This is a genomic window from Escherichia sp. E4702, assembly GCF_963883545.1.
GTDB lineage: Bacteria > Pseudomonadota > Gammaproteobacteria > Enterobacterales > Enterobacteriaceae > Escherichia.
The window spans coordinates 189,420-202,180 of record NZ_CAWORF010000014.1; the positions used below are offsets into that span (position 1 = coordinate 189,420).

Consider the following 12,761-nt stretch of genomic DNA (forward strand, 5'->3'; position numbering starts at 1 on the left):
TAAGATGTCTTCTGTTTCTACATCGGGTTCTGGCGCACCTAAGTCGTCATTCAGCCTCGGGCGTATCTGGGATCAGTACGGTATGCTGGTGGTGTTCGCAGTGCTTTTTATCGCCTGTGCCATCTTCGTGCCGAACTTTGCCACCTTTATTAATATGAAAGGGCTGGGACTGGCAATCTCCATGTCGGGGATGGTGGCTTGCGGTATGTTGTTTTGCCTGGCTTCAGGTGACTTTGACCTTTCTGTCGCCTCGGTGATTGCCTGCGCAGGCGTAACCACTGCGGTGGTTATTAACCTGACCGAAAGTTTGTGGATTGGCGTGGCGGCAGGTTTACTGCTGGGCGTTCTGTGCGGCCTGGTGAATGGCTTTGTTATCGCTAAATTGAAAATCAACGCCCTGATTACCACGCTGGCGACGATGCAGATTGTCCGTGGTCTGGCGTATATTATCTCTGACGGTAAAGCGGTGGGCATCGAAGATGAAAGCTTCTTTGCACTCGGTTATGCCAACTGGTTCGGCCTGCCTGCGCCAATCTGGCTCACTGTGGCTTGCCTGGTCGTCTTTGGTTTGCTGCTGAACAAAACCACTTTTGGTCGTAATACATTGGCAATTGGCGGTAACGAAGAGGCGGCACGTCTCGCGGGTGTACCGGTGGTCCGTACCAAAATTATTATCTTCGTTCTCTCTGGTCTGGTATCGGCGATTGCCGGGATCATTCTGGCTTCTCGTATGACCAGCGGCCAGCCAATGACGTCTATTGGTTATGAGCTGATTGTTATCTCTGCCTGCGTTTTAGGTGGCGTTTCTCTGAAAGGCGGCATCGGAAAAATCTCATATGTAGTGGCGGGTATCTTAATTTTAGGCACCGTGGAAAACGCCATGAACCTGCTTAATATTTCTCCGTTTGCACAGTATGTTGTCCGTGGCTTAATCCTGCTGGCTGCGGTGATCTTCGACCGTTATAAGCAAAAAGCGAAACGCACTGTTTAATGCTTTATCCGACCATTATTTAGTTCAAAAATCCTCCACAGCCAACCGCCACAACGGTTGGCTGTTCTTTTTGCCAATGGCGAGCCTCGTCACACTGTCTATACTTACATGTCTGTAAAGCGCGTTCTGCGCGAACAATAAAAAGATAAGGAGGAGTACCGGGTGACAGAACCGTTAACCGAACCCCCTGAACTATCCGCGAATTATGCCTGGTTTTTTGATCTCGATGGAACGCTGGCGGAAATCAAACCGCATCCCGATCAGGTCGTCGTACCTGAAAATATTCTGCAAGGACTCCAGCTGCTGGCAACCGCAAGTGATGGTGCATTGGCATTGATATCAGGGCGCTCAATGGTAGAGCTTGACGCACTGGCGAAACCTTATCGCTTCCCGTTAGCGGGTGTGCATGGGGCGGAGCGCCGTGACATCAATGGTAAAACGCATATTGTTCATTTGCCGGAAGCGATTGCCCGGGATATTAGCGTTCAACTGCATACGGCTATCGCCAGGCTTCCCGGTGTAGAGGTTGAGGCTAAAGGGATGGCGTTTGCGCTGCATTATCGTCAGGCACCGCAGCATGAGGGCGCCTTGTTGACATTAGCGCAACGCATTACCCAGATTTGGCCGCAAATGGCGTTACAACAGGGAAAGTGTGTCGTTGAGATAAAACCGAGAGGTACCAGCAAAGGGGACGCGATTGCCGCATTTATGCAGGAAGTTCCCTTTATTGGCCGCAAGCCTGTTTTTTTAGGCGATGACTTAACCGATGAGTCTGGTTTCTCGGTCGTTAACAGGCTGGGCGGAATGTCAGTGAAAATTGGCACAGGCGCAACTCAGGCATCATGGCGGCTGGCGGGCGTGCCGGATGTCTGGCGCTGGCTTGAAATGATAACCAACGCATTACAACAACTAAAAAGAGACAATAACAGGAGTGATGACTATGAGCCGTTTAGTCGTAGTATCTAACCGGATTGCACCACCAGACGAGCACGCCGCCAGTGCCGGTGGTCTTGCTGTCGGTATACTGGGGGCGCTGAAAGCCGCAGGTGGACTGTGGTTTGGCTGGAGTGGCGAAACAGGGAATGAGGATCAGCCGCTAAAAAAGGTGAAAAAAGGAAATATCACCTGGGCCTCTTTTAACCTCAGTGAAAAGGATCTCGACGAATACTACAACCAATTCTCCAATGCTGTTCTCTGGCCCGCATTTCATTATCGACTCGATCTGGTGCAATTTCAGCGTTCCGCCTGGGAAGGTTATTTACGCGTGAATGCATTGCTGGCAGATAAATTACTGCCGTTGCTGGAAGACGATGACATTATTTGGATCCACGATTATCACCTGTTGCCATTTGCGCATGAACTCCGTAAACGTGGCGTGAATAATCGTATTGGTTTCTTCCTGCATATTCCTTTCCCGACGCCGGAAATTTTCAACGCGCTGCCGACTTATAACACGTTGCTTGAACAGCTTTGTGATTATGATTTGCTGGGGTTTCAGACAGAAAACGATCGCCTGGCGTTTCTGGATTGCCTTTCCAACCTGACGCGCGTCACGACGCGAAGTTCGCGCAATCATACGGCCTGGGGCAAGGCATTTCGCACCGAAGTTTACCCTATTGGTATTGAACCGGATGAAATAGCCAAACAGGCTGCCGGACCGCTGCCGGCCAAACTGGCGCAATTAAAAGCGGAGCTGAAAAGCGTACAAAATATCTTTTCTGTCGAACGACTGGATTATTCCAAAGGTCTGCCTGAGCGTTTTCTTGCCTATGAAGCCTTGCTGGAAAAATATCCGCAGCATCATGGCAAAATACGTTATACCCAGATAGCGCCAACCTCGCGTGGTGATGTGCAGGCGTATCAGGATATTCGTCATCAGCTGGAAAATGAAGCCGGGAGAATTAACGGAAAATATGGGCAATTAGGCTGGACACCGCTTTATTATCTGAACCAGCATTTCGACCGTAAATTACTGATGAAAATCTTCCGCTATTCCGATGTCGGATTAGTGACGCCGCTGCGTGACGGGATGAATCTGGTGGCGAAAGAATATGTCGCCGCCCAGGATCCTGCCAATCCCGGTGTACTGGTACTTTCACAATTTGCGGGGGCGGCGAATGAACTGACGTCAGCGTTAATCGTTAACCCATACGATCGTGATGAAGTCGCGGCGGCGTTGAATCGGGCATTGACTATGTCGCTGGCAGAACGTATTTCCCGTCATGCAGAAATGTTGGAAATTATCGTGAAAAACGATATTAACCACTGGCAGGAGTGCTTTATTAGCGACCTAAAGCTGATAGTTCCGCGCAGCGCGGAAAGCCAGCAGCGCGATAAAGTTGCGACCTTTCCAAAGCTGGCGTAATTGCGCTTAATCTCCCTTAAGCGGAACCAACAGCACATCAACCTCACTTGAAGCAATCATACTTTTCGCAGAGCAGGATGCTCGCGAAAAGAAACTGTGATTATGATTACCACAAATCACCAAATCGAATTTATGTTTACGGCATACCGCCAGAATATGTTCGCTCAACTCTCCGTAAGCTATAAACTTTTCTTCAACGGGATATCCAGCATCCTGAATTAATTTGTCCAGAAAGTTTTGTGTTTCTTCATGCATCACACTGCGTAAATCCTCAAGCATCGGCGCGGCTAATTGATTGTACATTTCTGGATCGGACGCGAGGGTGATTAAACTGATACGCCCATTCACGGGACGGGCGATAGATACCGCTTTTGCTAACAGTTGCTGGCTTTCTGGTGAGACAGCAACGGCAACAAGAATATTGGCGTAACTCATAACCTGCTCCTTATTCTATGAACTTCAGGTGAGATCACAGCTTTACCCTGAATGAGCTATAGATGCAATAACAACTTGGTCAAAAACGCAAATATTAGCATGGTCATTAATAAATATATTTAATCAATTGCGTAGTGTTACTGTGTAGTCATGCGGGGGATGATGAGGAAGTGGATAAATTTATTTCTCTCATTAAACAAATGGTTAATTTTAATAAAACATCTTGTTAACATTGGTGTTGTTGGCAGCCTTAATTTTTCTTAAATGGAAGCGTATTATTTAATTGACTGTTTTTTAATGATTTACAGAGATCAACGATATTTATCCCATATCCGGGATATGGTTATTCACGGTGATTTATATTAACAGTGCGCAACATCTCAATTTTATCCCTTCTCATCATTTTTGCTGACAGATAAGCTGAAAAACTTTTTAACAGAATGAAATATACGCAAAACAAAAGTATGACTTATACATTAATGTTAAGTAATTGAGTGTTTTGTGTGATCTGTGTCACACATTGTCGAAAATCGCAGCTCCGCTCCGTTGTATGTATGAGTGGTGACGAGTACAGTTGCGTCGAATTAGGAAAAATCTTAGATAAGTGTAAAAAGCATCACTCTGTGTAAGACGTGTTTCACCTCTTATGATGTCTGTGTGTTTTTTCGTTGATCGCTACTATTCCATTTTTATTTACTTTTTACCGGGATTTCCCGGCGACATCACGGGGTGCGGTGATACCGCATAAAAAATAAAGTTAGTTCTTCTGGGTGGGAATAATGCATACCTCCGAGTTGCTGAAACATATTTATGACATCAATTTGTCATATTTACTTCTTGCACAGCGTCTGATCGTTCAGGACAAAGCGTCCGCCATGTTTCGTCTCGGTATTAATGAAGAAATGGCAACAACGCTGGCGACGCTGACTCTTCCACAAATGGTTAAACTGGCCGAAACCAATCAACTGATTTGTCAATTCCGCTTTGACAGCCACCAGACTGTTAACCAACTGACGCAGGATTCCCGTGTTGACGATCTCCAGCAAATTCATACCGGTATTATGCTCTCCACGCGTTTGTTGAATGATGTTAATCAGCCCGAAGAAGTACAACGTAAGAAAAGGGCCTGATCATGAGTGAAAAAAGCATTGTTCAGGAAGCCCGTGATATTCAACTCGCCATGGAGTTGATAACCCTCGGTGCTCGTTTGCAGATGCTGGAAAGCGAAACACAATTAAGTCGCGGACGCCTGATCAAACTCTATAAAGAGCTGCGCGGAAGCCCGCCGCCGAAAGGTATGTTGCCGTTTTCCACCGACTGGTTTATGACCTGGGAACAAAATGTCCATGCGTCGATGTTCTGTAATGCATGGCAGTTTTTACTGAAAACCGGGTTATGTAATGGCGTTGATGCGGTAATCAAAGCCTATCGTTTATACCTTGAACAGTGCCCACAAGCCGAAAACGGACCACTGCTGGCGCTAACCCGCGCCTGGACTCTGGTGCGATTTGTCGAAAGTGATTTACTACAACTTTCCAGCTGCAACTGCTGCGGCGGTAATTTTATCACCCATGCTCATCAACCTGTCGGCAGTTTTGCCTGCAGCTTATGTCAACCGCCATCGCGCGCCGTAAAAAGACGTAAACTTTCTCAGAACCCTGCCGATATTATCCCTCAACTGCTGGATGAACAGAGAATACAGGCTGTTTAACCCATACGGTGTGGCGAAACACTCCAGCAGCGGTAATTAATTGCCGCTGCTTATTTTTCTCCAGCCGTAAGGTAACGTCTGCCGACTGAACATCCTGTCATGGTCAACAGTGAAAGGATGATGTCGTGCTTATCTTATTAGGTTACCTGGTTGTTCTCGGTACAGTTTTCGGCGGTTATTTGATGACCGGTGGAAGCCTTGGAGCACTCTATCAACCCGCTGAACTGGTGATTATTGCCGGTGCAGGCATTGGGTCGTTTATCGTCGGTAATAATGGCAAAGCAATCAAAGGTACGCTGAAGGCGCTGCCATTATTGTTTCGTCGCTCTAAATATACCAAAGCAATGTATATGGATTTGCTGGCGCTGCTTTACCGCCTGATGGCGAAATCGCGGCAAATGGGCATGTTCTCACTGGAACGCGATATTGAAAATCCACGAGAGAGCGAGATCTTCGCCAGTTATCCGCGCATCCTCGCGGATGCCGTTATGCTGGATTTTATCGTCGATTATCTGCGCCTGATTATCAGCGGCCACATGAATACCTTCGAAATTGAAGCCCTGATGGACGAAGAGATAGAAACGCACGAAAACGAAGCGGAAGTCCCGGCGAACAGCCTGGCGTTGGTCGGAGACTCTCTTCCTGCGTTTGGTATTGTTGCGGCTGTAATGGGGGTGGTGCACGCACTAGGATCAGCCGATCGTCCTGCCGCCGAGTTGGGTGCGCTCATCGCACATGCGATGGTGGGGACTTTCCTCGGTATCTTATTGGCTTACGGATTTATTTCCCCGTTGGCGAGTGTTTTGCGCCAGAAAAGCGCCGAAACCAGCAAAATGATGCAGTGCGTCAAAGTCACACTGCTTTCTAATCTGAACGGTTACGCGCCGCCTATCGCCGTTGAATTTGGTCGCAAAACGCTCTATTCCAGTGAACGTCCGTCGTTTGTTGAACTGGAAGAGCATGTGCGCGCGGTGAAAAATCCGCAGCAGCAGACGACAACCGAGGAAGCATGAAGAATCAAGCGCACCCGATTATTGTCGTCAAACGACGCAAAGCGAAATCCCACGGCGCAGCACATGGTTCGTGGAAGATTGCTTATGCTGACTTTATGACCGCGATGATGGCTTTTTTTCTGGTGATGTGGCTTATCTCCATCTCTAGCCCAAAAGAGCTGATTCAGATTGCGGAATACTTCCGTACGCCGCTGGCGACAGCGGTAACGGGCGGCGATCGAATTTCTAATAGCGAAAGCCCAATTCCCGGCGGCGGTGATGATTTCACCCAAAGCCAGGGGGAAGTGAATAAGCAGCCGAACATTGAAGAACTTAAAAAACGCATGGAGCAAAGTCGGCTGCGGAAATTGCGTGGCGATCTCGACCAGCTTATTGAATCAGACCCGAAACTACGGGCGATGCGTCCACATCTCAAAATCGATCTGGTCCAGGAAGGTTTACGTATCCAGATAATTGATAGCCAGAATCGCCCGATGTTTAAAACCGGCAGTGCTGATGTCGAGCCCTATATGCGCGACATTCTGCGCGCCATTGCGCCGGTGCTGAACGGTATTCCTAACCGTATCAGCCTTTCAGGCCATACCGATGATTTCCCTTACGCCAATGGTGAGAAAGGTTACAGCAACTGGGAGCTTTCCACTGAACGCGCTAATGCGTCGCGCCGTGAGCTAATGGTGGGAAGTCTGGCTGATGGCAAAATTTTACGTGTTGTCGGCATGGCGGCGACCATGCGCTTAAGCGATCGCGGCCCGGATGATGCCGTTAATCGTCGAATCAGTCTGTTGGTGCTGAATAAACAAGCCGAACAGGCCATTTTGCATGAAAACGCCGAAAGCCAGAATGAGCCAGTAAGCGTCCTGGAAAAACCTGGGGTAACACCGCAGGTCAGTGTTTCCACAATGCCATCAGCCGAACCGAGGTGACAGCGTGAGCATGGATATAAGCGATTTTTATCAGACATTTTTTGATGAAGCGGACGAACTGTTGGCCGATATGGAGCAGCATCTGCTGAATTTACAGCCAGAAGCGCCAGATGCCGAACAATTGAATGCCATCTTTCGTGCGGCCCACTCCATCAAAGGAGGGGCGGGAACCTTTGGCTTTAGCGTATTGCAGGAAACCACGCATCTGATGGAAAACCTGCTCGACGAAGCCAGACGCGGTGAAATGCTGCTTAACACCGACATTATCAATCTGTTTTTGGAAACGAAGGACATCATGCAGGAACAGCTCGACGCTTATAAACAGTCGCAAGAGCCGGATGCCGCCAGTTTTGACTATATCTGCCAGGCCTTGCGTCAACTGGCAATTGAATCGAAAGGCGAATCGACACCCGCTATGGCCCGGTTAAGTGTGGTTGCCAAAAGTGAACCGCAAGATGAACAGGGTAACAGTGAGTCGCCGCGACGAATTCTACTTTCGCGTCTGAAAGCGGGAGAAGTCGATCTACTGGAAGAAGAGCTGGGTCATTTGACAACGTTGACTGATGTGGTGAAAGCCGCTGATTCTCTTTCGGCAATATTACTGGGCGACATCGCGGAAGATGATATTAAAGCTGTGCTCTGTTTTGTGATTGAGGCCGATCAGATTGCCTTTGAAACAGTAGAATCCGCGCCCAAAATATCCCCGCCACCGGTACTTAAACTGGCAGCCGAACAAGCGCCAGCAGGACGTGTGGAACGGGAGAAACCGACGCGCGGTAGCGAATCTACCAGTATCCGCGTGGCGGTTGAGAAGGTTGATCAGCTGATTAACCTCGTTGGCGAACTGGTGATTACTCAGTCGATGCTGGCCCAGCGCTCCAGTGAACTGGACCCGGTGAATCATGGGGATTTGATTACCAGCATGGGGCAGTTACAACGTAACGCCCGCGATTTGCAGGAATCAGTGATGTCGATTCGCATGATGCCGATGGAATATGTCTTTAGCCGCTATCCCCGGCTGGTGCGCGACCTGGCGGGTAAACTTGGCAAACAGGTGGAGCTGACGCTGGTGGGCAGTTCCACCGAACTCGACAAGAGTCTGATAGAACGCATTATCGATCCTCTGACCCACCTGGTACGCAATAGCCTCGACCACGGTATTGAACTGCCAGAAAAACGACTCGCTGCGGGTAAAGATAGCGTTGGAAATTTAACCCTGTCTGCTGAACACCAGGGGGGCAACATCTGCATCGAAGTGACCGACGATGGCGCGGGGCTTAATCGAGAGCGGATTCTGGCAAAAGCTGTCTCGCAAGGTCTGAGCGTTAGCGACAACATGACTGACGACGAAGTGGCGATGTTGATATTCGCCCCTGGTTTTCCACGGCGGAGCAGGTCACCGATGTTTCCGGGCGCGGCGTCGGCATGGATGTTGTTAAACGTAATATCCAGGAGATGGGTGGCCACGTTGAAATCCAGTCGAAGCAGGGCGTTGGTACCACAATCCGCATTTTACTGCCACTAACGCTGGCGATCCTCGATGGCATGTCGGTACGCGTTGCTGACGAAGTTTTCATTCTGCCGCTGAACGCCGTCATGGAATCACTACAACCTCGTGAAGCCGATCTCCATCCACTGGCAGGCGGCGAGCGAGTACTGGAAGTGCGTGGTGAATATCTGCCCATCGTCGAACTGTGGAAAGTATTCAACGTCGCAGGCGCGAAAACCGATGCTACAGAGGGGATTGTTGTCATTCTGCAAAGTGGCGGTCGCCGCTACGCCTTGCTGGTGGATCAGTTAATTGGTCAACATCAGGTGGTTGTTAAAAACCTTGAAAGTAACTATCGCAAAGTCCCTGGCATTTCTGCTGCAACCATTCTTGGCGACGGCAGCGTGGCACTGATTGTTGATGTTTCCGCCTTGCAGGCGATAAACCGCGAACAACGTATGGCGAATACCGCCGCCTGATTGAGTAAAAAGGGAATAAATATGACCGGTATGACAAATGTAACAAAGCTGGCCAGCGAACCGTCAGGCCAGGAGTTTCTGGTATTTACCCTCGGTGACGAAGAGTACGGCATCGATATTCTGAAAGTGCAGGAGATCCGTGGCTACGATCAGGTTACGCGGATTGCCAATACACCCGCGTTTATCAAAGGCGTCACTAATCTGCGCGGCGTGATTGTGCCAATTATCGATTTGCGTATTAAGTTCAGCCAGGTAGATGTGGAGTACAACGATAACACGGTGGTTATCGTTCTGAATCTTGGGCAGCGGGTGGTCGGCATTGTGGTAGATGGCGTTTCAGATGTTCTTTCGTTGACGACGGAACAAATTCGCCCGGCACCGGAATTTGCTGTGACGCTTTCCACAGAATACCTCACCGGCCTGGGCGCGCTGGGCGATCGCATGCTAATTCTGGTTAATATCGAAAAACTGCTGAATAGCGAAGAGATGGCGCTGTTGGATAGCACGGCATCAGAAGTCGCATAATTTATCCCGCTGTACTCAAATGAAATGAGCCCGATACCCTGCGGATCGGGTTTTTCATTTTAATTTCGCCATGACTGGCATCAGAAATAAAGTTTCCCTCCTTCCTGCCGATAACGGAATCAACTTGTTTTCAGGAAGGTGCCTTATGATTAACCGTATCCGCGTAGTCACGCTGTTGGTAATGGTGCTGGGGGTATTCGCACTGTTACAGCTTATTTCCGGAAGTCTGTTTTTTTCTTCTCTTCACCATAGCCAGAAAAGTTTTGTGGTTTCCAATCAATTACGGGAACAACAGAGCGAGTTGACCTCAACCTGGGATTTAATGCTGCAAACGCGCATTAATCTGAGTCGTTCAGCGGTGCGGATGATGATGGATTCATCCAATCAACAAAGTAACGCCAAAGTTGAATTACTTGATAGCGCCAGGAAAACATTGGCCCAGGCTGCAATCCATTATAAAAAATTCAAAAGCATGGCACCGTTACCTGAAATGGTCGCTACCAGTCGTAATATCGACGAAAAATATAAAAACTATCACACAGCATTAACAGAACTGATTGATTATCTTGATTATGGCAATACTGGAGCCTATTTCGCTCAGCCAACCCAGGGAATGCAAAATGCGATGGGCGAAGCCTTTGCCCAGTACGCCCTCAGTAGTGAAAAACGGTATCAAGATATCGTCACTGACAACGCGGATGATTACCGATTTGCCCAGTGGCAACTGGCGGTTATCGTGCTGGTGGTAGTATTGATTCTGCTGGTGGCGTGGTACGGCATCCGCCGCATGCTACTTAACCCGTTAGCGAAGATCATTTCTCACATCCGAGAAATTGCTGGTGGCAATCTGGCGAATACCCTCAGCATTGCCGGGCGCAGTGAAATGGGCGACCTGGCACAGAGCATTTCACATATGCAAGGTTCTCTGACTGACACGGTCAACCATGTGCGAGAAGGTTCAGACGCTATCTATGCTGGTACTCGTGAGATTGCTGCGGGGAATACCGATCTTTCCTCCCGTACTGAACAGCAGGCATCGGCGCTGGAAGAAACGGCCGCCAGCATGGAACAGCTCACAGCAACAGTGAAACAGAACGCCGATAACGCCCGTCAAGCCTCGCAACTGGCGCAAAGTGCCTCCGATACTGCTCAGCATGGTGGCAAAGTCGTGGACGGTGTGGTGAAAACCATGCACGAAATTGCCGACAGTTCGCAGAAAATTGCCGACATTATTAGCGTTATTGATGGCATTGCTTTCCAGACCAATATCCTGGCACTGAACGCGGCTGTTGAAGCCGCCCGAGCAGGGGAACAGGGGCGTGGTTTTGCCGTGGTGGCGGGCGAAGTGCGTAATCTCGCCAGTCGCAGCGCCCAGGCGGCAAAAGAGATCAAAGCGCTGATTGAAGATTCCGCCTCCCGCGTTGATACCGGTTCGGTGCTGGTAGAAAGTGCCGGGGAAACCATGACTAATATTGTCAATGCCGTCACCCGTGTTACCGACATTATGGGCGAGATTGCCTCGGCATCGGATGAACAGAGTCGCGGTATCGATCAAGTGGCGTTGGCAGTGTCGGAAATGGATCGCGTCACGCAACAGAACGCATCGCTGGTGCAGGAATCAGCTTCCGCCGCAGCTGCGCTGGAAGAACAGGCCAGTCGTTTAACGCAAGCGGTTTCCGCGTTCCGTCTGACTGCCCGCTCGCAAACGAATAAACCACAATCACAATCCCGCCCTGGTACTGAACAACCACCCGCACAGCCGCGATTGCGTATTACTGAACAAGATCCAAACTGGGAAACATTTTGATTGTTTTTTACTCAAGCACCATCGCCACCAGATGAGGCTGATGATGCAACAGAACCTCGCGCTTATCGTTTTTGGTGGCGTTATTTATAGGTCGTTATACAACACAATTGGCGCAGTTATAGGCTGCGCCAGGGGTATCCTGAAGTGACTGAGAAGGCGCTATGACATCATCTCTGCCCTGTGGGCAAACGTCTTTATTGTTACAGATGACCGAGCGCCTGGCGCTTTCCGACGCGCATTTTCGGCGGATAAGTCAATTGATCTATCAACGTGCGGGGATAGTCCTGGCGGACCACAAACGCGACATGGTTTACAACCGCCTGGTGCGCCGTTTGCGCTCGCTGGGGCTTGCAGACTTCGGCCATTATCTGAATTTACTGGAATCTAATCAGCACAGCGGCGAGTGGCAGGCGTTTATTAATTCGCTGACCACAAACCTGACGGCATTTTTCCGCGAGGGGCATCATTTCCCATTGCTCGCGGAGCACGCCCGCCACGCCTCTGGTGAATATCGCGTATGGAGTGCGGCGGCATCGACAGGTGAAGAACCGTACAGCATTGCGATGACGCTGGCGGACACGCTGGGCACCGCGCCCGGACGCTGGAAAGTGTTCGCCAGCGATATCGACACCGAAGTGCTGGAGAAAGCCAGAAGCGGCATTTATCGCCATGAAGAGCTGAAAAACCTGACACCGCAACAACTCCAGCGCTACTTCATGCGCGGCACGGGGCCGCATCAAGGGCTGGTGCGTGTGCGTCAGGCACTGGCGAACTACATCGATTTTTCCCCGCTGAATTTGCTGGCGAAACAGTACGCTGCGCCGGGGCCGTTCGATGCGATCTTCTGTCGTAACGTCATGATCTACTTCGATCAAACGACCCAGCAGGAGATTTTGCGCCGCTTTGTACCGCTGCTTAAGCCCGACGGAATATTGTTTGCGGGTCACTCTGAAAACTTTAGCCACCTTGAGCGCAGCTTCACATTGCGTGGACAGACGGTGTATGCACTAAGTAAGGATTAAC

General features: G+C 49.7%; 11 protein-coding genes and 1 pseudogene. 11 read left to right on the top strand and 1 reads right to left on the bottom strand.

All coding sequences use genetic code 11. The features are described 5' to 3' along the window. The first annotated feature begins 4 nt into the window (after positions 1 to 4). From araH to otsA, 3 genes are all read left to right on the top strand, one after another. A complete protein-coding gene (gene araH, locus AACU94_RS06965) occupies positions 5 to 991 on the top strand; it encodes an arabinose ABC transporter permease AraH (protein WP_130208537.1) in 987 nt (328 codons plus the stop codon). 162 nt (positions 992 to 1,153) lie between these two features. Then, positions 1,154 to 1,957, top strand: coding sequence for a trehalose-phosphatase (otsB, locus tag AACU94_RS06970; protein WP_135489164.1), 804 nt, complete (start codon positions 1,154 to 1,156; stop codon positions 1,955 to 1,957). Further along, positions 1,932 to 3,356, top strand: coding sequence for an alpha,alpha-trehalose-phosphate synthase (gene otsA, locus AACU94_RS06975; RefSeq protein WP_130218668.1), 1,425 nt, complete (start codon positions 1,932 to 1,934; stop codon positions 3,354 to 3,356). Before otsB ends, otsA begins: the two co-directional genes overlap by 26 nt. 6 nt (positions 3,357 to 3,362) lie before the next feature. Here the strand turns inward: otsA and uspC are convergent, their stop codons facing one another. Then, positions 3,363 to 3,791 (bottom strand): universal stress protein UspC, encoded by a 429-nt coding sequence (uspC, locus tag AACU94_RS06980; protein WP_135489165.1) that lies wholly within the window; start codon positions 3,789 to 3,791, stop codon positions 3,363 to 3,365. 779 nt (positions 3,792 to 4,570) lie between these two features. Here uspC and flhD point away from each other — a divergent pair. The 8 genes and pseudogenes from flhD to cheR all read left to right on the top strand — a co-directional run bounded on the left by flhD (position 4,571) and on the right by cheR (position 12,760). Continuing rightward, the gene (gene flhD / locus AACU94_RS06985) at positions 4,571 to 4,921 is read left to right on the top strand and encodes a flagellar transcriptional regulator FlhD (protein WP_130218670.1); all 351 of its coding nucleotides are present in this window, start codon (positions 4,571 to 4,573) and stop codon (positions 4,919 to 4,921) included. A gap of 2 nt (positions 4,922 to 4,923) precedes the next feature. Further along, positions 4,924 to 5,502 (top strand): flagellar transcriptional regulator FlhC, encoded by a 579-nt coding sequence (flhC, locus tag AACU94_RS06990; protein WP_064529301.1) that lies wholly within the window; start codon positions 4,924 to 4,926, stop codon positions 5,500 to 5,502. A gap of 125 nt (positions 5,503 to 5,627) precedes the next feature. After that, a complete protein-coding gene (gene motA, locus AACU94_RS06995) occupies positions 5,628 to 6,515 on the top strand; it encodes a flagellar motor stator protein MotA (protein ID WP_130208527.1) in 888 nt (295 codons plus the stop codon). Further along, positions 6,512 to 7,438 carry a flagellar motor protein MotB gene (gene motB / locus AACU94_RS07000; RefSeq protein ID WP_130208525.1) on the top strand — a complete coding sequence of 309 codons (927 nt, stop codon included), beginning with the start codon at positions 6,512 to 6,514 and terminating at the stop codon, positions 7,436 to 7,438. Before motA ends, motB begins: the two co-directional genes overlap by 4 nt. A 4-nt stretch (positions 7,439 to 7,442) precedes the next feature. Then, a pseudogene (gene cheA / locus AACU94_RS07005) lies at positions 7,443 to 9,406 on the top strand (chemotaxis protein CheA). A 21-nt stretch (positions 9,407 to 9,427) separates the two neighbouring features. Next, positions 9,428 to 9,931, top strand: coding sequence for a chemotaxis protein CheW (gene cheW, locus AACU94_RS07010; RefSeq protein ID WP_130218676.1), 504 nt, complete (start codon positions 9,428 to 9,430; stop codon positions 9,929 to 9,931). 145 nt (positions 9,932 to 10,076) lie between these two features. Further along, complete coding sequence (tar, locus tag AACU94_RS07015) at positions 10,077 to 11,738, top strand: methyl-accepting chemotaxis protein II (RefSeq protein ID WP_130257645.1); 1,662 nt, start codon at positions 10,077 to 10,079, stop codon at positions 11,736 to 11,738. A 161-nt stretch (positions 11,739 to 11,899) separates the two neighbouring features. After that, a complete protein-coding gene (cheR, locus tag AACU94_RS07020; protein WP_135489166.1) occupies positions 11,900 to 12,760 on the top strand; it encodes a protein-glutamate O-methyltransferase CheR in 861 nt (286 codons plus the stop codon). Position 12,761 lies beyond the last annotated feature (1 nt).